The organism is Candidatus Saccharibacteria bacterium, assembly GCA_012965045.1.
Classification (GTDB): domain Bacteria; phylum Patescibacteriota; class Saccharimonadia; order Saccharimonadales; family DTSZ01; genus DTSZ01.
Genome location: DTSZ01000001.1, coordinates 224,443 through 245,773, shown reverse-complemented (window position 1 = coordinate 245,773; position 21,331 = coordinate 224,443). Strand labels below are relative to the sequence as shown.

The following is a 21,331-nucleotide window of genomic DNA, read 5'->3' as shown; positions in this document are numbered from 1 at the left end:
TCTTGCTTATGATGTAATACTAGAGCGGCAAATAAACCTAATGCAAATTTGTTGCAATAATAGCTTCTACTGCAATCTTAAGTACGCCCTTACGGCAACCACACCAAATCAAAGCCTGTAAATTCATCAATTATTTTACTCTGATCAATATCATATAACTGGGTTTTTGCTAATTGACACTCTGGGTTGGGAAGGACTTTATCGAACTGACAGCCGCCAGGGTTGACATGCAAAGCGAGGATGCTTTCGTCGTAACTAACTGAAAACCCCCGAAGTAATTTTTCTTGTGATTGATTTGACCACAACAAATTAACAGCTCCATCGTCCTCAATCCTATCAATAAAATAACGAGAAATACCATCAGCATAGGTAGACGACGAAACATAGCGAGCGTTCAAACCGCTCACAATGTCAGAAAAATAACCACTGAAATTTGACTGTATTGGCTCGAGATCACTACTAGCGACGTCGTAGACTACCAGTTCGTTAGTTGGTGTGTTAAATAAAATTGCACTGTCTTTATCGCTAAATCCAAAGCTATTTGCATACGACCCAATTACAACCGGGTCGTATTCGCCATATACACTCACCGCATAAAAAGACTGCTCGATGGTCTGAACCAGTGCAACCTGGCCAAACATACCCATATGAACGCTATAGGCTTGGATTGCTCGGCCATCTTGCTGCGACAGTGGTGTTACCGTGCCGTCTTCAAGATCTATCGAAAATAACGTATGAGCGGTTGCGGCATAGTATGCAGAACTAACACGATCAGAGTCAGGCGTAACGGTAAACAATGCATGATTACTGCGTGGACCTATGGCGAGGTTGTCTACTCGGCCGCTAAACCGCGTATCTTCGACACGTTTTTCACCGGTCTGTAAATTTATAGTAACTAAATTATCAAATTCCTCACCAACCATCGCTACGACAGCATAGTCACTATTAGCGTCAAACATCGAGATTTGTTCGGCCTCAAATACATTCTGTGTCTCAAGACCAGGTTGGGCCAATTTTATAACATCGGGTTTGTCGGTAAAGTTGTCAGTATCATCCGAAAAGTCAAAGCCGTAGTTTCGCTCTAAGTACATGTAGCGGGGTTGGCTGGTCGTAAATTCATAGGTTTCGACAGACTTCATGGTTCGATCGGTTGTATCAAAAATCTGATCGCCAATTTTAAGTGAGTAAGTAGTGGCTGCTTGCGGGTTTTGCTGTAGGGTAATGTTTATCTTTTGACCACTTGTAGTGGCTGTAAATTCAAGATCGGGCGAAAACGTGATTTGATCGAGGTAGTCGTTATCTTGCAACGGGCGATCGAAATGGACGGTAATTGTTGATCCAAGAAGCAAAGAGTGTGCCGCTGGATCAGTCTCAAACTGAACGAACCGCACTCGTGGCCCCTTAACAAACAACAGCGTTGCCAATACTGCAATTATGAGCAAACTCATAATGACCGTAGCGGCAAAAGTAGTTTTAAACCTAGTCCTAGTTTGCATACGGATCCGACGGTTCTTCTATCTGCTGAACTGATTCTGGGACGAGCACCATTTGCAGACCATCCGTGGTTTGGATATGTTCAAATTGGCCTTCAACTTCAAGCCATTGATCTTCAGAATAATTATTTTGCCAGTTTTCAATTCGAACCGGGACGCCAACCGGCTGGGCGTCAACAGCGCAGCATGTCAGCACGAAACGTGCCAGCCAAACAGTATCGCTGTCGATATTGGCATCATAGACAAAACCGCTGATAGAGGCAGGTTTGTTCACATAGTACGCAGGATCTTGCGTTGAGCTTAATAGCCGTGACCAGTCGTTGATTTTCAAGCCTTTAGACGACCCGGCAAATAAACTTTGTAACGGGGCGTCAGTTGGCGTAGTAACAGCGCTGCCGCTTCCAACAGAGCGCTGGCTAACTGTTGCAGACGTAAGGGACTGCGATGGAAAAATAACGGCTGATCCTAAAATGATGACTAAAAATATAGTTGCTTTGTCGAAACCAGAATGAGCATGGGCATGCGAACGAGCAGCGTTTGACAGCAATACAACAAGCGCAGCTAACGACAGGGCCACTGTAAAACCTATATACCGAGGGTGAATATATAACCGCAGCTGGTCATTAAACCCAAGATACAGCACATATGCTGTCGCTACATAGAGTAGGGTGCTTTGGATGTCTAAACGTTTAAAATCCATACGCTACCACCAGGCCTGCTATAAAGCTTAATAACAATGATAATACAGAAATAACAATCAGAAGATTTGTCTTAAATGTAGTTTTTAACAGCGCAAGCATTTTTATGTCTATCATCGGCCCAAACACCAAAAAACTCACAATTGAACCAGCCGTGAAGGTGTTGGCAAACGACAGAGCAAAAAAAGCGTCCACATTGGCGCAAATCGAAATTACAAACGCAAGAATCAACATAGCAACAATAGACAGCACAACATTGCTACCAATACCCACCAATAAATCACGCGGTACAAACGTTTGCACGGTTCCGGCAATAAGGGCGCCAAAGGCGAGCATACGAGCCATACTAAACGCCTCATGTGTAAAATTACTGCCAAACTGAGTAAACTGTTCCTTTCGCGAAGACTTTTTGGTATCCGCAGCCGTTATGGTGGTGCAGGTTGCTGCAAAGTCATCAGTTAAAAAATCATTCTCGTTCTTTTTTGTCGACAAAATATATCCAATAATATTCGCAATTAGTAAGGTAGCGATTATTCGAGCGGCAATAATAGTTTGATCAAATCCAAAGGCCACGACCGTAGACCATATTGTTACTGGGTTAATTACCGGTGCCGCGAGTAAAAAGGTGATTGATTCAGACGGCTTAAGCCCTTGTTGCATGAGTGCTCGAGACAATGGCACATTGCCGCATTCACAAACTGGAAACAAAAATCCGAGCAACGAAATTATTCCTCGACGCAACACACCTTGTTTAGGAAGAATTTTTTCAAAGGCATGAGCAGGCACATAAGTATTTACGACAGCCGCCAATATTGATCCCAGTACTAAGAACGGAAAAGCCTCAACAAAAATACTTAACGACAACGTCACAAAATCTTGGAGTGTATTAGGCAGGTAGCTGCTGGATTGCACAGCATCAATTATTGTCAGAAGTGTGTAGGTTGCCACCACGATTAGCAGTGGTGGTGCGTAATTTTTAATGTGGGTTTGCTTCAGTTTCACGCTCATGTTTTTCACTCATTTAGTCTACACTATATTGCTGTTTTAAAGTTTAAGCATTTGCTTTATAGTTAGGTTCATGGACGACGAACTATTTGAGAAATTTATCGCAGAGGGAATCGATGCTATTCCCGCCCAGTTTGGCGACGCTATGGAAAACGTCGCAGTGGTTGCACAAGACGAGCCAACCCCTGCTCAAATTCACAAACTAAAGCTACGGCCGTGGAGCTTGCTGTTTGGCTTATACGAAGGAGTGCCAAAAACCAAGCGCCGAAACAGTCCATATCAACTGCCAGACAAAATAACTATTTTTAAAAATCCAATTTTACGAATATCGGCGACCGAAGAAGACGTGAGGCAAAAAGTAATCGAAACAGTTTGGCATGAAGTCGGTCACCATTTTGGCTTATCAGACGAGCAAATCTACAAACTACAAGAAAAACCCAACAGCTAATCTATACAAACGGCATCCTGGCTGCTAGGATACATATAACTCTTATGGTTAGGTATTTAAAAGCAATTAACTGGGCGCTGCTGATATGTAGTCTATTTCTGATACCAAGTTATGTATTAGCAAATGAAGGCGACGCCAACACAACTACACAAAACTGCCCTAATGGGCCGTTTATTGCTGCACCAGAAACCGGGCAAACAATTCAAGGTGTCCATATACTTAAAGCCTATCTTCCTTCAGGTAGCAGTAGTGTCGAATACGTACGGTTTGTATCGAACGGGGCGGTGCTTGGTACGGCTAGTCAGCAGCAAGGAGCATTATGGGAAATGAATTGGGACACAACGCTTGTTGATAACGGTGAAAAAACAGTCCGTGCTGTTGCCAAATACCAAAACGACGCAATTTGCACAGGCCAAGAAATAACTGTCGCAGTCAACAACCAGTCTCAACCAGCGCAGCAGCCACAAGTCACATTAAATGCATCAGTTAACCGATCCCAGTGGGTCGGTCCAACAAATGTCAGTTATTTATTTAAATTTAGCGCGCAAACTCAACAGGGTGGAGCAAAAAATAATGTAACAGATCAAGCTGCCTACAATTACACGACAACTATCGGTTCACTCAAACAAGAAGGCAGCGCACTGCGCTTTTTCTCTGGCAGCCGCAGCGGAGGAGGCACCATTACCGCCACGGTTGAATATTCAGGGCAACAACGCAAAATCACAATTCCGGTAACAGTTTTTGCCAATAATAGTAGTAGCAATGACTATCCCAGTACTGCCGCCTCAAAAGACACTAGCCTAAACAGTGACAGCACCAACACCTCGTCTACCCAGACCGACGGCACTACCTCTGAGACTACAGACGCAACACAGCCAGTGACCGCACGTGGCGACGACGTGCTAGAAACATGTCTACTAGAAACCCTACAAAGCGAACGCTACAAAAGCCTTACCGAAAAAAACCAGCGGCTGGCGTTTGCCGAATTGTCTCGTAACCTAGGCTGTTTTTCACAACGGAAGTTTGTGGTTCCAGCAAACTTAGCCCCAGTTGCACCAGAGCAAATAGAATCTCTTGACGAACTAGAGTCTTTATCAGTAACTACTGTTGATTCTGTAGAAGTTATTGACGAAGACACTATAACTGACGGCCTAACCTTTTCTGGAACCGCAGAACCGAATAAGCCTGTATTAATTTATATTTTCTCCGAGCCACTCGTACTCGCCACGGTTTCCGACGGTGATGGTAATTGGTCATACACGCTTGAAGAGCCCCTTGAGCCAGGAGACCACGAAGTATATATCGCCGTAGAAGATGAGGCTGGAATTGCACGTAAGTCAGCTCCGTTTTTCATCGAAATCGCCGCAGCCGAATCTAGCGAACAAAACCCTGTTGGCGCTAGTCTCGATTTGGTCGTTGATGATGCATCTTCAAGCCGTGACATAAGCTTTATTGCTATAGCTACGCTACTGGTTATCTTGTCGTTCGGATTCTTAACTGGCTATATTATTGCTCATCAAAAACATAAACCAAAAAACGTAGATGGCCTTCAAGGACAAACTTGAATTCTCTCGCCAGCGATTAGAGTTACTCTACTCGGTCGTTCTGTTGTTTGTTATTCCAGCCGCGCTGGTTTTTAACACTGTTATAACTGTACAAAACGCCCGCGCCGACTTTGACATAGAACTCCGTCGCAAGGCCGACTTAGCAAACGAAGTTCTAAGTGCATCGGTAAAGGACAGTCTTGATACCCCTGACCGCTTACAGTCAGTCGTAGACAATGTAATGCAAAATACCGAAGAAGTATCAGCGGCAAAAATTATTCGTTTCGATTCCGGTCAATACACGACCGTCGCCAGCACCGACCAAGCTGAAATTGGGCAGACATCAAATAATATTCAGGTATCACTGGCTACTAGTCAAAACCGCTCTATTGCCGCCCTAGTTAACCAGGACAGTGGCGATCGAGCGTGGCGCGTAATAACGCCAATAGCTCAAGACGACGGTGTTGTGACCGGCGTGGTCAGTTCAGAGGTGTCGTTGAGTGCGTCCGACAAGCTTGTGTCTGCTTCCTTTCAAAAATCTTTGATTGTGCTTTCCATAACCTTAGTCGTAGTAATCTTACTACTGCTTAACCACTTTAAGTTTGTCGAATACGCCAGTCTGTTCAAAAAACTCGAAGAAGTTGATCAGATGAAAAACGATTTTATACAAGTTGCCACTCACGAATTACGTGCACCACTGACTGCGATCAAAGGCAATATGGACATGGCACTGGACGAGTTGCCAAAAAAAGCTAAAAAAAGCCTCAAAGCTCCACTTACGGAAGTTGTACGTCAAATCGACCGCTTAAATAACTTAATCGACGACCTATTAAATGTTGCGCGGCTTGAACAAAACCGTACTAATTTTGAAATAGAGGCAGTTGACTCTACGAAAATTCTGCAGATGCTGGTTACCCAATTTAGCGCCAAGGCTGAGGCCAAAAACATACAGCTTGAACTTCAACCTACCGATATCCCGCTAGTCATGGCGGACCCAAGCCGACTCGAAGAAGTGTTTACCAACCTTATCGATAACGCAATAAAATATTCCCGTCAGGGCAGCGTAACCATACGTCAAGACGTCAAAAAGAATGTGGTTTCTACCCACATAAAAGACACTGGCATTGGCATGTCAGCTGCAGAACGAGACAGGCTGTTTCAACGATTTGCCCGTATTCGTAATGAAAAAACTCAAAATATCAGCGGCACCGGTCTTGGTCTTTGGATAACAAAGCAATATGTAGAAAAAATGAAAGGCAGAATATACGTCGACAGCCTTGAAGATGTTGGTTCGGAATTTACCGTTGAACTGCCGGTAGCTAATAAATAGCGTATAGTACTACATAACGATGAGCGCCGAAGTTTCTATATCAGTAAAAAATCTTAAAAAATCCTATGGGGACAATCTTGTACTGGATGGGATTTCTTTTGAGGTAAAAAAGGGAACAATGTTGGCCCTGTTAGGCCCAAACGGAGCTGGCAAAACTACTACAGTAAAAATTTTAAGTACGCTTGTTTCCAGCGACGGCGGTAGCGTAACAGTTAACGGTAACGATGTTGTACGTGACGCTGACTCTGTTAGGGAACAGATTGGTTTAACTGGTCAATCGGCCTCTATAGACGGCTTACTAACTGGCCGCGAAAATTTAATTATGATGGGACGGCTATACCGCCTTACAAAAGACAGTGCCTCACAAAGGGCAAAAGAACTCCTCGACGAATTCGACCTAGAAGAAGCTGCTGACCGACCTGCAAAAACCTATTCCGGCGGCATGCGCCGACGACTCGACCTAGCGGTCAGCTTGATTGCCGCACCGCCAATACTGTTTTTAGACGAACCAACCACTGGTCTTGACCCACGGTCTCGGCTGGTTATGTGGGACATCATTAATAACCTTAAAAAATCTGGTGCAACCATACTGTTAACTACTCAGTATCTTGAAGAAGCCGACCAACTGGCAGACAATATAATACTAATCGACCAAGGCAAAGTAGCAGCCGAAGGCACCGCTAAAGATCTTAAAAAGAAAATCGGCAAAGACTTGTTTGTTTTGACCTTTAAATCAATAGACGACGCTCAAAAAGCAACAAAAGTTCTTGGTAAAAATGCCGTCCATGATACTCCTAATATGGCTGTGTCTGTTGGTATTAAAAACGACGGTAGCGACATCCAAAAAGTGCTAGACGCAATTAAGAAAGCCAATCTTTCAATCCTGGCCACCGACATCCACAAACCAACGCTCGACGACGTGTTTTTGTCTATAACAAAAGGGGACAACTAATGGCCGAACTCAAATATGTCGAAAAATCTAAAGTAAGCCTAATGTTGATCGACTCGTTCATCATGATAAAGCGCAGCTCGCGTCACATTTTGCGCAATATCGACCAATTACTGGGAGCGTTTTTTCAGCCAATCATGTTTTTGGCATTATTTGCCTCTGTTTTCGGCGGCGCTATTGAACAATCTTTGCCTGACGGCGTAACCTACATCGACTTCTTAATGGCTGGAATAATCGTACAAACAGTAGCGTTTGGTTCGACAACAACAGCTATTGCCATAACTAATGACCTTCAAAAAGGAGTTATGGATCGGTTTCGCAGTTTGCCAATGGGCAATTTGGCTGTTTTAAACGGTCATGTTATTTCTGACATCTTTAGAAACTCAATCTCAACAATAGTCATGATTTTAACAGGGCTCGCGATAGGTTTCCGGCCCGAAGCCAATTTTGTGCAGTGGTTAATGATTGTAGGTATTCTAATTTTGTTTACATTCACTATGTCGTGGCTATCGGCAATAATGGGTGTCTTAGCAAAAAGCGTTGAAGCGGTTCAATGGCTAACCTTTGTAATTATTTTCCCAATTACGTTTGCCAGCTCGACCTTTGTTCCGACCGAAAACATGAGCTCGGCAGTAAAACTATTTGCTGAAAACCAGCCAATTACACAGGTTGTTGAAGCAATCCGGGCGCTCATTCTTGGTACGCCTATAGGAAACTACGGCTGGCTATCGATTGCATGGTGCATTGGCTTACTTGCGGTAGCGATTCCACTATCAGCGATATTATTTAAAAAGAAAACTCGCGGCTAGTCGTGGCTGACGCACCCGACGTCAAACACACAGTTCGTCAGTTTTTTTCTCAGTTCCCGGCACGTTCTTTTGACGCAAAACATATCTTGCTACACCCACACAAGCGCCCTGACTACTGTTACTACATCGAGCACGGAGAAGTGCGGCAATATTTTATAGATCCAAAAGGCAACGAAGTTGTGGTTAACATTTTTAAACCATCAGCATTTTTACCTATGTCCTACATTTTAACAACTGCCGAAAACACCTTCTTTTTTGAAACAACCGTACCGACCAAACTACAAGCAGCTCCAGCTGACGATATTGCCGACTTCATTAAAACTAACCCTGCAGTTATGTTTGACCTGTTACAACGAGTTTTCTCCGGCTTAAATGGCGTCTTGGGTCGGTTAGTGCACGTTATGAGCAGCAACGCTTTTAGTATTTTAGTAAACGAATTAATAACACAAGCCCACCGGCAACATGCCGACAGCGATACAATCCTATTGCCAATCAAAGAGTATCAAATTGCCACCTACTGCGGCTTAACTAAAGAAACTGTTAGCCGCGAAATGCAAAAGTTAAAAAAACAAAACCTGGTGTCTGTATCGTCAGAGGGCATAACTATACAAAGTTTAAAAAAGCTTGAAGACCAACTGGAACAATTCTAATTAAAAGTTAATTGCTTCGAACATATCGTAGCCACCAGCTTGTGGCCGCGTAAACAAGGCCATAGTAATTGTGCTGGGCTTGATTTTATACATCACAAATCCGCCAGCCCACAGTTTTGCAATCGGCGGTGCATTAAAATTGTGTTTGCTGGCTTTTTCAAACACCTTCTCAAGCATGTCATGCGTTTCATCGCTGGGTTCTTCAGCGTGAGCCGTCCCCGTAATTTGAATCGACAATTGACGTTTTTCTTCGTATACCAGCGCTGTAACATTCGGATTAATTTGCAGGTGTTTATGCTTGTTGGTTTTTACTTTTGTTATAAAAAACAACTCAAATGCGTCCGACACAGAGTAGTACACTACACTCAAATGCGGCCTGAGATTTAAATTCATCGTGCACAGCGTCATTACGTCTTCTGATCGAAGTTCTTTTAAAATGTTGCTTGCTGTCTCTCCCTGTACGTCGGTTGTTGCCGCCATATTCGTCCTTTCAATCAAACTATCAACTAGTATACGGCGGTAAGGTGGATATAAATTGATCTGAATCAACGACTCAACCGTACAGTAGTGAAATACTATAGGTGGTTAATAAAAGGAGGACCGAACATGATTAATCAAATCGATAGCGGCTCCTACGTGTTAGGGGAGTCGAAAAATCACACAAAAATCCTAACGCTCAATGACCAATCCTATGCTTGGATACTCATGCCCGGCGTTGGCGATATTCTTAGCTTTCTATCCGAACAAAAAACTCCATATGCCACGCTCAGCACAGGCAACTTTAAGCTCTACGACATTCAAGACGAACCAGAACTGGTGGATCTACAACACTTAGAGCTACAAACCGGCATGGACTCATGGCAGGGGTTCTTGCTGCTAACTGGCTTGCCGAATAAAGTCAAAAAACGCAGCCGAATTATTCCTACTAAAGAACTTGTAGAAACAGCTCACCACTCTTTTAGGCAAATGGTTGATGCGCAATATAATTTAGCAACGGGGGTAGCTTAAAATGGATACGCACTACAACAATAACAACAACTTCGTAATCGAAATGTTTGCTATCGGGATCCCCCTTAGCACAATGTTTATCGCACACGCCTTATTTTCTCAGGCCGTCTTAGGCTTTGTAGTGGGCGCATTACTGTTCACCATACTGCTCATTGCATTTTTAAAATGGGAAATGCGACAGCTCAGTTCACAAGCCGACGCACAGGACCTGCTCTTAATGGAACAGTAGTTTTTGTTTTTTAATTAGTATCGGCGGCAAAGCCGCTGCTGTATCAACGCCATACGGTCGTGATTGATTTTTGCGTTACCTCGCTAAACTGCTAATCTTAAGCATATGCACGCTAACCCAAAATCAAACAATAAAAGAAATAATTCGTTAATAGACATCTGGAGTTTTGTACATCTTCTTACTTCGGCAGCCTTAGCCTATATCTACACGCCGTTTATTGCCCTTTGTATGACGTTCGCCTGGGAGCCACTCGAAATTTTTGTCATATCGCCAATCGCTGGAAAATTCGGTATATTATTCGGCCACGAAGGCTGGATCAACATAGTTTCCGACTTGGCGTTCAATAGCTTAGGGGTTGGTTTAGCTGCGTTATTCTTGCTTTAAGCTCGCCCTTGCATTGTAGGCAGTGAAGCCGCTGATCTGTACATCGCAGCCAGAACAGGACTTGTTGACCTGCCAACAGACAAAGCGAATCAAGGCTACAATAGCTAAACCACCGCCACATATCTTCATTGGGTAAGAATTAAGAGTATTTAAACCAAAAAAAGCCCTAAACGGGCTTTTTTTAATTTTCTAGCTACAATTAGGTTATGTTAGTAGCTCTTTGTTGCTCCGTCAGCGACTGCTTTTTCAGCGTTGTCTTTTGACATCATTGCACAAACGGTAGTGCCACACTTTGCGTGCTTACCTTTAGCCATGAAACCACCTTTAGCAGTTTTTGTAACTTCTGGTGCAGTTAGTTCAACACCTTTTTCTTTACATTTAACACAGTATCCTGTGACCATTTTTGCTTCTCCCTCGCTTACTTAATGGATTATCAAAGATTATAACCTGTTTTTAGCATAACTCCTAAGATGTAGGCAATTTCACACCTAAGCCCTTGGGGTGGCAGTCATCAAGGACAGAACCAATAAATACAACTTAAAAGTAATAATCGAAAACAGCCAACTAGGTCAAAAGAGCTACCGTGCAAACAAAAGCTGCAAGTGCGTATAGCGCCCACCATCGTTCAGGCTTACTGGGCGAAGCAGCATTAGCAAGTATTCCAAGTCCAAAAAATACGCTCATTACCCACAGCACTACACCGTTAAGTCGCTGCGGATAAATAACCATTTCCGTTGCATATGTTAACGCAACGCTAAAAAAGAAAACATAAAATACCACAGCAACAGCACTTATTAGGCGCAGCTTGTTTGGTAATGTGCCTTTGTGTTTGCCGCCGTAGGCAATATGGCCCAAGCGAGCTCCACTAGCAAGCATGGCTTGAAACACTATCTGAACTATAAGTAATGTGCAAAGCACCCACGCTACCGTCTCCACAAGTTTAATCCTTTATATCTTTAAATAGGTAGACGTCCATGGCTTTATTTTAGCATCATCCTTTATATAAGGTCTGGGTGATAAAATACTAAACTATGGAGTATGTTGCGTTCGTTTCTGGCTTGGCAGTTTCGTATTTTCTTGCCAAGCGAGCGGGGCATTATTTTTTAATACTTTTTTATCACTTTAACTACCGCAACAGATACGAAGAAATTTTCGACCTTCATCAAAACGAACCTTTTTACGAAGTTATAAGGCTAGAAAATAAATATACCATTACTTATGCAGACCACTTGTACCGGCACCAATTAGTTAAACCATTTGCTCAAGAAAAATTTACCAGCTACTGGAACAGTTTCACTAAGTTAGTGACATATTTATATGTCTACTATGGGCTATTGCCGGGATTAATATTTTTTAAATACTATCCGTACTATCTACTAGGGATTGTCATCTACCATATTGTATTTTTTGCGTACTCAGTATTAATAAAAGAACACGACGTTATTTATAATTACAGAATCCTTTACTTGGCGCTGGTGACAGATGTGACTGAGAATGAGTTGGCGAAAGAAAAGTAGGGAATAGTGTGGGTTTTGCTCTGGGCTTAGTGTAAGGATTTCATAACTTTTTAAGTCAAATCGTTACTAGTGCCGCCGTACAACTAAATTTGATAGAATATCAACAGATAGTGAGGCTAAATGTCAGAAGATCAAAAAAAAGAATTACAGAAGCAGCTTTGGAATATAGCAAATGACCTACGCGGCAACATGGATGCTAGTCAGTTCCGCGACTACATACTAGGCTTTATTTTCTACAAATATTTATCGGAAAAAATAGAGCTGTACGCAGACGATCTATTAAAAGCGGATGGCATTAAATATACAGATATTGATGAATCAACTAATAGCGGCGAAGAGTATGTAGTAGCCATTCAAGAGCATGCCGTTGAAAACCTTGGTTACTTCCTAAGGCCCAAAGATCTCTTTCACCACGTTGCTTTAAAAGGCAGCACTAACCCAGAAGATCTTATAGAAATTTTGGAACGCATACTTAACAACATCGAAAATAGCACCATGGGGACAGACAGCGAAGAAGACTTTGAGCAGCTATTTAGTGAGCTAGATCTAAACCAAAGCAAATTAGGTAAAACTGTAGTAGACCGCGGAAAGCTTATTTCAAAAGTCCTATTACATCTAGACAAGATTGATTTTCGCCTAGAAGATTCCAAAGTAGATATATTGGGCGATGCGTACGAATACCTTATAAGCCAGTTCGCTGCAGGAGCAGGCAAAAAAGCCGGTGAATTTTATACCCCTCAAGAGGTATCGGAAATTTTGGCTCAAATAGTTACAAACGGTAAGAAAAAGCTAAAAAGTGTATACGACCCCACGTGTGGCTCGGGCTCACTACTATTGCGTGTAGCCCGACAAGTAGAGGAAGTTAGCAATTACTACGGGCAAGAGCTAAACAACACTACCTATAACCTTGCTCGCATGAACATGATTCTGCACGATGTCCGTTTTGACAGATTTAACATAAAACAAGAAGACACTTTAGAGCATCCTCAGCATGCAGAAATGCGCTTTGAGGCAGTTGTTGCCAATCCGCCATTTAGTGCAAAATGGTCTGCAAACCCACTACACCTTCAAGATGACCGTTTCAGCCAGTACGGCAAGTTAGCGCCTAAATCAAAGGCAGACTATGCATTTATACAGCATATGATTTACCAGCTAGACGAAAACGGCACTATGGCAGTAGTTATGCCACATGGTGTCCTGTTCCGTGGAGCAGCAGAAGGCCACATACGCGAATACCTTATAAAAGAAAAGAACTACTTAGACGCTGTTATTGGTCTGCCTAGTAACCTCTTTTTTGGCACAAGTATTCCTGCCTGCATTCTAATCTTTAAAAAGTGCCGCGAAAACCCAGAAGATGTTTTATTTATAGATGCCAGTCAACACTTCGTAAAGGGCAAGAACCAAAACAAACTACGCCCAGAAGATATTTCCAAAATTTTGCAGACTTATAAAGACCGCAAATCAGAAGACAAATACAGCCATGTAGCCAAGCTAAGTGAAATAGCAGAAAACGATTACAACCTAAACATTCCACGCTACGTCGACACTTTCGAGGAAGAAGAGCCTATAGACCTCAAAGAAGTTACGGCAGAAATAAAAAAGATAGATGTCAATATGAGCGAGATAGATAAAAAAATTGCAGCCTATTGCAAGGAGCTCGGTATCGAGGCGCCATTTTAGACTATGAATAACCCTAGGCTAATTCAAACCTATCTGCCAGACGGAACACTAGAAGGTGTTCGGGTTATAGAGCTGTCCGAAAGCTCTATAAAAGCATTTGTTGTTCCACGCATTAAAGTAAATCATATAAAAGACCGCAAAGAGTTAAAGCAGCCAGCACTATACTTGCTTATTAATTCTGGCGATAACCAAATATACATCGGCGAAAGCGAAAACTTTTTTCACCGTATAAAAAACCATGACCAATCTAAAGATTTTTGGGACACGGCAGTTGCAATTGTATCTAGTGCAAATACTTTAGGCAAAACAGACGTAAAGTATCTAGAATCTTTAGCCGTAGAAAAAGCCCAAGCTACGGCAGCTATGGAAGTTTTAAATAAAACTATTCCAGCACGCAACAACATACACGAGTTTAAAATTCACAGTATGGAAACAATCCTAGAAGACATTGCACTAGTTGCAGAATCTATAGGTTTTAGTATATTTAGTTCGCGCAGCGACCAAGAAGAGACAATTTGGCACGCAAAAAGCAAAAAAACACTAGCCAAAGCGCAGTTTAGGGGTGATAAATTCGTAGTATTAGCCGGCTCTATGATTGATAATTCTGTAGCACCTAGCTGGCGTCAGCGTAGGCCCGAAAGACTCACAGAGCGTAATAGACTACTTACAAAACATGGCACCCCGCAAAGTGATATCACTCTACTGAATGACAATGTTTCATTCAAGTCGCCCAATCTTGCAGGGCACTTTGTGACAGGTCGTAGCATAAATGCCTGGACAACCTGGAAGAACAGCTCTGGTCAAAGCATGGACGAAGTTATGCGAAAGGGCGAGAGATGAAATTATTTTCGAAGCGCAATCGTCAAGACAGAAATAGTTCATTCGTAAATGAGCTGAGGTACAGCAGGTTTAGAGCACGGCGAAGGGAGATAATAGACGCCGAAACTAGAAACCGAATTGCTGCAGAAATTAGTTATTTGAGCTCAAGCAATAACTATCTTGAGTGGTTTATACTTTTTGAAAATGAAAAAAAGGGAAAAATCTACTTTGACACAAATAAAGTTGATAGTTTCTCTTTATCTGAACTAGGATATAAGATGTCTGACTCGTTCCAGTTTGATGATTTCAAGATTATTAAACACCAAGTTAAGTCTACAGGCCCAGAAGACGATAAATATGAATACTTTGATGATTATCATTTATTTGACATGGCTGAAATAACAATCCTGTTCTCACAGAAGGATAAGCGTCAAGATGTAATAAACCGGTTCAACCTAATTTTTGAAGAAGAAGCGTCGAACTTTAGAATTATCGAACACCTAATTACAAAAAAAAGTGGCGAAACTCTAAAAACCTTAAAATCAATACTTAAAGATGATGATCTCAGGCAAAAAATCAGTATTTATTACGATTTGTACGACGCTGGAGATTATGTTGGTAGCTCAAAAACAAGCGCAGAAATACTAAATATAATATTCTCAGATTTCATTAAGAACAAAAAAACAAAAGCAATCGAAAGCATTCTGGAAAGATTATCAAAAAAACTGCTTAAGTCCCCGACAAATGAGAAAAAATTATCACAGCTTAAATCACACTTAGATGCAATGCTTAACATATCAAAAACGCTAAACAATGATATCTACGATATACGCCATACGGAACGCTCCACCCTAAGACTTAGTAACGACGCGTTGTACAGGCTAATCTCTGAACAAAACATTTCATTAACTGAACTTGTAATTACAACATTAAAAGATGATTATGTGCTTGGTGATAACTGGGAGAAGATTAAGCAAGAATATATCAAGAAATATGAGATAGACCCAAAATCAAGGCTAATACTTAGAAAGCCTGAAATAGTAGACGTAAACGACATCCCCTTTTAGGTGAACATATCTATGAACAAAATTTTACATCATAAAACACCAAAACTAAGATTCCCGGGCTTTAATGATGAGTGGGATGTAAAAAAGCTCGGGGACTTACTTGAGATCAAATCAGCTTCCAGAGTCCACAAAAATGAGTGGACCAAGTCCGGCGTACCGTTCTTTAGATCAAGCGATGTAGTTGCCATATTTAAAAGGAAGGTGAACGTCAAAGCCTACATATCGCAAGCTTTATTCGAAAAATTGACTTTGAAAAGTGGAAGTATAAAAAAGGGTGACATACTAATCACGGGTGGGGGTTCAATAGGAATACCTTATTTAGTAAAGTCGAACAGACCACTTTACTTTAAGGACGCAGATCTGCTCTGGGCTAAACAGTCAGACCATTTTAATCCATTCTTCCTGTTTATTTTTTTCACATCTCCAAAATTTAGACGTTATCTAAACAGCATTTCTCATATTGGGACAATTAAGCATTACACAATAGAGCAAGCCAAAGCTACACCCATAGCTTTTCCTACGCTCCTAGAACAACAAAAGATCGCAGGGTTTTTAAAGGGTGTGGATGATAAGATTGCTGGTTTGCAGCGCAAAAAAGAGCTTTTAGAAAAATACAAAAAAGGAATAATGCAAAAAATCTTTAGCCAAGAACTCCGCTTCCCCGGCTTCACCGAACCCTGGCAAGAGAAAAAACTTGGAAGTGTTTTAGTAAAAAATAAGCTTCGCAATAAATACCAAGCAATAAGTTATGTACAAAGCGTAAGTAACAGACAGGGGTTCGTCTCCCAGGCAGACTATTTCGAGGGAGCAAATATCGCGAGCAAGAATACTTCAAATTACTTTGTTATCAGAAAAGGTACGTTCGCATACAATCCGTCACGAATTGATGTTGGTTCGCTTGCATATAAATCTGAAGAAGAAGACTCAATTGTCAGCCCTCTCTACGTAACATTCACGGCTAAAGCTGAAGTGAAAGACAAGTTTTTATTTGATTGGTTTAGTAGCGCTAAATTTATGAGACAAATGCATCATTCATTCGAAGGCAGCGTTCGCAATACCCTAAGTTATGAAGCGCTAGCCAAAATGACAATTATGATACCGGGCAAAGAAGAGCAGCAGAAAATTGCAGAGTTTTTGACCGGGATTGATGAGAAAATAAAGCGAGAGGAAAGGAAGCTGGAGCAAGTCAAGCAATTCAAAAAAGCCCTCCTCCAGCAAATGTTTGTATGAGTAATTATAGTAATAAGCTAAGGAGTATACTTGGAAACACAAAGCCTAAAGAAGCAAGACAATTCCTACTAGAGAATGGATATTTTTCTCAGAATGGCATTCTGCCGGGAATCATCAAGCCTGAAGGATTGAGCACGATATCGCTTACCACTATTGATTGGTTAAAAAAGCCTAAGATACCTCGGACAAAAGCTATAAAACTCCTCGGGCAAAAGCCAAACAAAGGCATGAGAGAATATTCACTTCTACACCCCTATGCATATATCCGAATCGTCAATGAGTTGACGCATAAAGATTTTTGGCCAGAATTACGAAGCCTTCTATCATCAGAGAACAAAGTGAGCGTTTTTACAGTACCTATTTTTGGTCAGACTCCTCCTAGCGAGGAAAGTGCTTGGCACCATTTTGATACCATCGAGCCAGACCGCTGGATAATAACACACCCCGTACAAGCTACATGCGACATCCAAAACTTTTACAATTCAATATATACGCATTCAATCGCTTGGGCAGTTATGGGCAAAGAGACTGCAAAAAATAACAAAAGTGAGAGAATAGTTGGAAACAGACTAGATCGTCTATTTCAGAATGCAAATGATGGACAAACAAATGGAATCCCTACCGGAACATATGTAAGCGATATTATATCTGAGCTTGTACTAAGTGATATCGACGCACAGCTAAGTAAATACATTGAGAAAAAAGGCATCATTGCCCTCAGATATAGAGACGACTATAAGTTTCTGTGTAAAAGTCACTCAGACGCACGCAGTGTTATTGATGCACTTGCAGCACTACTAAACGATACCTACGGGTTCGTGCTCGGTCAATCTAAATCAGCTATATCAACACCTAATGCCGTGAATGGTAACGAAGCAAACATGCAGATAGCAGGTGTGGTATTTAATGGCGTTACCGAACCTAAGAGTAAAGAGATAAACGGTAAGGCTTTTTATGAAAATATTGTAAATATTATTGATGCTTGTACTTATGCGACAAACAAAAGGTATCTTGACAATGCATATCGTGAAATCCTTGAGCATTTTCGGAAGAAAGAACTTGTCGTATCCCAATTGTCGACATGGGGAGAAATTTCCATAAACAGAATTGTTACATCGATAGATACTGGTAGATCTTATGGAACTTACGGTTTTGCACTTATAGATCACATTTTAACTGTTATGGTACGTGAGGATATTGATATTAAAGATATTTTAGATAGAATTGTTAACCACTATAAAGAAACAAAAAGCACATTGTTTAATTTATGGCTTTATATGATTTTGTTGAACAATGCAAAAGGTTACGCAAGCGCCTTTTTGCGCAGTAATAAAATGGCCATCTTCAAAATGATCTCAAATCCTTCAACACCTGATGCGCGTAACTTTAGTGCACGGGATCCAATACCATCTATTGATATCAAAGAACTGGATAAGTTTAGCCTTATAAACCTTAAACCTTTTGAGGACATAGAGGAAAGTAAAAATGAATCCATAATAGAGTTACTAGAGGATGAGGATTTTGGAACTCTGATAAGGTCACATTATGATATGTAGAGAAACTCTATGACAACCCAATCTGAGCAAACACTAGAAAACAACCTAATCAAGCAGCTGCAAGGCATGAAGTATGCACGGGTGACTATTCGCGACGAAGCAGATCTGCTGGCTAACCTAAAAACCCAGCTAGAAATACACAACCACACAACCTTTACAGAAAAAGAATTTGCTAGAATATTAAACCACTTAAGCAAAGGCAATGTGTTTGATAAAGCTCAAACCTTGCGCGATAAATTTGTACTTAAAAGGGAAAATAAAAACTTCTACGTAGAGTTCTTTAACCAAAAAGAGTGGTGCCAAAACCAGTACCAAGTAACAAACCAGGTAACTATGCAGGGCAGTTACAAAAACCGCTACGACGTAACGCTATTAATTAACGGCCTGCCACTGGTGCAAATAGAACTAAAACGCCGTGGCCTAGAGCTAAAAGAAGCCTACAATCAAACCCAGCGCTACCAAAAACACAGCTACGATTCATCTTACGGGTTGTTCCAGTACGTTCAACTATTTGTAATCAGCAACGGTGTAAACACTAAATACTACGCCAATAACAAAAAGGCTCCGTTTAAATTCACCAGTTACTGGACAAATAAAGACAACCAAAAAATAACCGACCTGCAAGAATTTGCCCAAGAGTTTTTAGAGCGCTGCCACGTTAGCAAAATGATAGCCAAGTACGTAGTGCTGGCCGAAACTAAAACTCTTATGGCACTGCGCCCCTACCAGTATTACGCTGTAGAAGCGCTGGTTGACCGCGTGCAAAACAGCAGTAAAGGCGGTTACGTGTGGCATACCACTGGGTCTGGCAAAACGCTAACATCGTTTAAAGCCAGCCAAATACTAGTTGACCTGCCAGACATTTACAAAGTTGTCTTTTGCGTAGACCGCAATGACCTAGACACTCAGACTATAAAAGAATTCAACAACTTTAAAGAAGGCAGCGTTGATGCCACCGACAACACCAGCCAACTAGTAAAACAGTTTGCCGACCCAGACCAAAAGTTAATAGTCACCACCATCCAAAAGCTCAACAACGCAATAACTGGTGGCAAACACTTGCTAAAAATGAACAAACACAAAGACGAAAAGATTGTATTTATTTTTGACGAGTGCCATCGCAGCCAATTTGGCGAAACTCATCAACGGATTGTGGAATACTTTAGCAACAAACAGCTGTTTGGCTTTACCGGCACGCCGATATTTAAAGATAACGCTAGTGGCAGCATAGGCTTTAAAAAGACTACCAAAGACCTGTTTGGCGAATGCTTGCACAAATACGTCATAACAGATGCCATAAATGACGAAAACGTACTAAAGTTTAGCGTGGAGTACGTAGGGCGTTATAAGCGCAAAGACAGCGCCAACGAACAAGACATAGAGGTAGAAGCCATAGACACCAAAGAGCTAATGGAGTCGCCTAAACGTTTAGAAAAAATAGTCGACTACATAATAGCTAATCACGACCGCAAAACGCACTCACGGGATTTTAATGCCATATTTGCTATAAGTAACGTAGACACCCTGTGTAAATATTATGAACTTTTTAAACAGCAGCAGGCAGGCCGTGAGCGCCAATTAAAAATTGCCACCATATTCAGTTACACAGCAAACGAAGACGACAAAGTGTCTGAGTTGCTAGCAGATGATGGTGGTCTGCAACTTTCGTTGGGATCACTAGATAAGCACAGCCGCGACAGGCTAGAAAGCTACATAGCTGACTATAACCAGATGTTTGGCAGTAACTACACAACAAAAGACAGCAAAAGCTTCTATAACTACTACCGTGATGTGGCCGACAAGGTCAAAAAGCGCGAAATTGATATTTTGCTAGTGGTAAACATGTTTCTGACTGGTTTTGACAGCAAGACCTTGAACACTCTCTACGTAGACAAGAACCTACGATACCACGGGCTAATCCAAGCCTATTCAAGAACAAATAGGATCCATGGTGAAGCGAAGTCACAGGGCAACATTATTAGCTTCCGTAACCTTAAAAAATATACAGACGACGCCGTGGCGCTATTTAGCAACAAAGAGGCCGAAGAAACGATTTTTATGCAGCCATACGAGGTGTATTTGAAGCATTTTAATGATTCAATCGGCGAGATGCAGCAGCTCACCCCAACCCCGCCAGACGCAGACAGTCTATTTGGCGAAGAGCAGCAATTAGAGTTTGTAAAACACTTCCGCGAGATCATCCGCCTGCGCAACATCTTAAACAGTTTTGCTGACTTTGATTTTGCGGATAGCACCATAAACGAGCAAATGTTTGAAGATTACAAAAGTAAATACCTAGATATATATCGCAAGGTACAGTCTGATTACCAGAAAGAAAAGGTATCGATACTAGAAGATGTGGACTTCGAACTGGAGCTAATCCGGCGCGACGACATAAACGTAGACTACATCATACGACTGCTTTCAAAGCTAGTCAGCGCTAACGCAGAACAAGCGGAAGCAATTAAAAAGAACATCCTTGGCATTATCAACTCTGAAATAACCCTGTTGAGCAAACGCGAGCTAATAGAAAAGTTTATAAACTCACACATTCCAGAAATATCTGACGCAGACGATGTAGAAGGTAGGTTCGATAAATTTTGGTCGGACGAAAAGACTAAGGCATTCGAAAAAATTGCTAATGACGAAGGCTTAATGACCGAAGAGCTACAAGAACTGATCGAAGATTATTTATATAGTGGCCGCAAACCAAGAGGCGATGACATCGTTAACACTTTGTCGCAACAGCCAAGCGTATTAAAACGACAATCGATAATAGATAGGGTAAGCGCCAAGCTAAACAGATTTATCGAAACTTTTATTGAAGGAGTCTAGATTTTCTTTAGTTAACGTTACTAGGTTATTGTTTTAACACAGTTTTGGAACAACCGAATAGACAAGAGGACGTTAGTACG

At 41.6% G+C, this 21,331-nt stretch carries 22 protein-coding genes; 16 read left to right on the top strand and 6 right to left on the bottom strand.

What is annotated here, in order from left to right; translation table 11 throughout:
- Window positions 1-89: 89 nt before the first annotated feature.
- Genes EYO12_01190 through EYO12_01180 form a run of 3 tightly spaced genes read right to left on the bottom strand, consistent with a single transcriptional unit; the run spans window position 90 to window position 3,199 of the window.
- The gene (locus tag EYO12_01190; GenBank protein ID HIA91716.1) at window positions 90-1,448 is read right to left on the bottom strand and encodes a hypothetical protein; all 1,359 of its coding nucleotides are present in this window, start codon (window positions 1,446-1,448) and stop codon (window positions 90-92) included.
- A gap of 37 nt (window positions 1,449-1,485) precedes the next feature.
- Window positions 1,486-2,193, bottom strand: a complete 708-nt coding sequence (locus EYO12_01185; protein ID HIA91715.1) for a TIGR03943 family protein — start codon at window positions 2,191-2,193, stop codon at window positions 1,486-1,488.
- Window positions 2,183-3,199, bottom strand: a complete 1,017-nt coding sequence (locus EYO12_01180) for a permease (GenBank protein ID HIA91714.1) — start codon at window positions 3,197-3,199, stop codon at window positions 2,183-2,185. Before EYO12_01180 ends, EYO12_01185 begins: the two co-directional genes overlap by 11 nt.
- Window positions 3,200-3,269: 70 nt before the next feature.
- Between EYO12_01180 and EYO12_01175 the strand changes: the two genes are divergently transcribed.
- From EYO12_01175 to EYO12_01150, 6 genes are read left to right on the top strand one after another with little or no spacing between them, the layout of a single operon-like run.
- Complete coding sequence (locus tag EYO12_01175) at window positions 3,270-3,644, top strand: metallopeptidase family protein (GenBank protein ID HIA91713.1); 375 nt, start codon at window positions 3,270-3,272, stop codon at window positions 3,642-3,644.
- 44 nt (window positions 3,645-3,688) lie between these two features.
- Complete coding sequence (locus EYO12_01170; GenBank protein HIA91712.1) at window positions 3,689-5,209, top strand: hypothetical protein; 1,521 nt, start codon at window positions 3,689-3,691, stop codon at window positions 5,207-5,209.
- Window positions 5,187-6,518, top strand: a complete 1,332-nt coding sequence (locus EYO12_01165; protein HIA91711.1) for a HAMP domain-containing histidine kinase — start codon at window positions 5,187-5,189, stop codon at window positions 6,516-6,518. The genes EYO12_01170 and EYO12_01165 overlap by 23 nt, the downstream gene beginning before the upstream one ends.
- A gap of 19 nt (window positions 6,519-6,537) precedes the next feature.
- The gene (locus EYO12_01160; GenBank protein HIA91710.1) at window positions 6,538-7,470 is read left to right on the top strand and encodes an ATP-binding cassette domain-containing protein; all 933 of its coding nucleotides are present in this window, start codon (window positions 6,538-6,540) and stop codon (window positions 7,468-7,470) included.
- Entirely contained in the window at window positions 7,470-8,276 is an 807-nt protein-coding gene (locus EYO12_01155; GenBank protein HIA91709.1) for an ABC transporter permease, read from the top strand. The genes EYO12_01160 and EYO12_01155 overlap by 1 nt, the downstream gene beginning before the upstream one ends.
- Window positions 8,277-8,278: 2 nt before the next feature.
- Window positions 8,279-8,926 carry a Crp/Fnr family transcriptional regulator gene (locus EYO12_01150; GenBank protein HIA91708.1) on the top strand — a complete coding sequence of 216 codons (648 nt, stop codon included), beginning with the start codon at window positions 8,279-8,281 and terminating at the stop codon, window positions 8,924-8,926.
- Here EYO12_01150 and EYO12_01145 read toward each other — a convergent pair whose 3' ends face one another.
- Window positions 8,927-9,406, bottom strand: coding sequence for a pyridoxamine 5'-phosphate oxidase family protein (locus EYO12_01145; protein ID HIA91707.1), 480 nt, complete (start codon window positions 9,404-9,406; stop codon window positions 8,927-8,929). It abuts the gene before it with no gap.
- Between the two features lie 126 nt (window positions 9,407-9,532).
- Here EYO12_01145 and EYO12_01140 point away from each other — a divergent pair, with 126 nt between their 5' ends.
- The 3 genes from EYO12_01140 to EYO12_01130 all read left to right on the top strand — a co-directional run bounded on the left by EYO12_01140 (window position 9,533) and on the right by EYO12_01130 (window position 10,547).
- Window positions 9,533-9,934 (top strand): hypothetical protein, encoded by a 402-nt coding sequence (locus tag EYO12_01140; GenBank protein HIA91706.1) that lies wholly within the window; start codon window positions 9,533-9,535, stop codon window positions 9,932-9,934.
- 1 nt (window position 9,935) lies between these two features.
- Entirely contained in the window at window positions 9,936-10,163 is a 228-nt protein-coding gene (locus tag EYO12_01135) for a hypothetical protein (protein ID HIA91705.1), read from the top strand.
- Window positions 10,164-10,268: 105 nt separating this feature from the next.
- Window positions 10,269-10,547, top strand: coding sequence for a hypothetical protein (locus tag EYO12_01130; GenBank protein ID HIA91704.1), 279 nt, complete (start codon window positions 10,269-10,271; stop codon window positions 10,545-10,547).
- Window positions 10,548-10,756: 209 nt separating this feature from the next.
- Here EYO12_01130 and EYO12_01125 read toward each other — a convergent pair whose 3' ends face one another.
- Together EYO12_01125 and EYO12_01120 are read right to left on the bottom strand one after the other, a co-directional pair.
- On the bottom strand, window positions 10,757-10,948 hold the full coding sequence (locus EYO12_01125) for a hypothetical protein (GenBank protein ID HIA91703.1): 192 nt from the start codon (window positions 10,946-10,948) through the stop codon (window positions 10,757-10,759).
- 163 nt (window positions 10,949-11,111) lie between these two features.
- Window positions 11,112-11,435 carry a hypothetical protein gene (locus tag EYO12_01120; GenBank protein ID HIA91702.1) on the bottom strand — a complete coding sequence of 108 codons (324 nt, stop codon included), beginning with the start codon at window positions 11,433-11,435 and terminating at the stop codon, window positions 11,112-11,114.
- Between the two features lie 143 nt (window positions 11,436-11,578).
- Between EYO12_01120 and EYO12_01115 the strand changes: the two genes are divergently transcribed.
- From EYO12_01115 to EYO12_01085, 7 genes are all read left to right on the top strand, one after another.
- Window positions 11,579-12,064 (top strand): hypothetical protein, encoded by a 486-nt coding sequence (locus EYO12_01115; protein HIA91701.1) that lies wholly within the window; start codon window positions 11,579-11,581, stop codon window positions 12,062-12,064.
- Window positions 12,065-12,184: 120 nt separating this feature from the next.
- Window positions 12,185-13,744 carry a type I restriction-modification system subunit M gene (locus EYO12_01110; protein HIA91700.1) on the top strand — a complete coding sequence of 520 codons (1,560 nt, stop codon included), beginning with the start codon at window positions 12,185-12,187 and terminating at the stop codon, window positions 13,742-13,744.
- A gap of 3 nt (window positions 13,745-13,747) precedes the next feature.
- Window positions 13,748-14,584: a GIY-YIG nuclease family protein gene (locus tag EYO12_01105; GenBank protein ID HIA91699.1), complete on the top strand. Its 837-nt coding sequence runs from the start codon at window positions 13,748-13,750 to the stop codon at window positions 14,582-14,584.
- On the top strand, window positions 14,581-15,630 hold the full coding sequence (locus tag EYO12_01100) for a hypothetical protein (protein ID HIA91698.1): 1,050 nt from the start codon (window positions 14,581-14,583) through the stop codon (window positions 15,628-15,630). Before EYO12_01105 ends, EYO12_01100 begins: the two co-directional genes overlap by 4 nt.
- A gap of 12 nt (window positions 15,631-15,642) precedes the next feature.
- Window positions 15,643-16,860 carry a restriction endonuclease subunit S gene (locus EYO12_01095; protein ID HIA91697.1) on the top strand — a complete coding sequence of 406 codons (1,218 nt, stop codon included), beginning with the start codon at window positions 15,643-15,645 and terminating at the stop codon, window positions 16,858-16,860.
- Window positions 16,857-18,416, top strand: a complete 1,560-nt coding sequence (locus EYO12_01090) for an RNA-directed DNA polymerase (protein ID HIA91696.1) — start codon at window positions 16,857-16,859, stop codon at window positions 18,414-18,416. The genes EYO12_01095 and EYO12_01090 overlap by 4 nt, the downstream gene beginning before the upstream one ends.
- A gap of 9 nt (window positions 18,417-18,425) precedes the next feature.
- The gene (locus EYO12_01085; protein HIA91695.1) at window positions 18,426-21,251 is read left to right on the top strand and encodes a type I restriction endonuclease subunit R; all 2,826 of its coding nucleotides are present in this window, start codon (window positions 18,426-18,428) and stop codon (window positions 21,249-21,251) included.
- Window positions 21,252-21,331 lie beyond the last annotated feature (80 nt).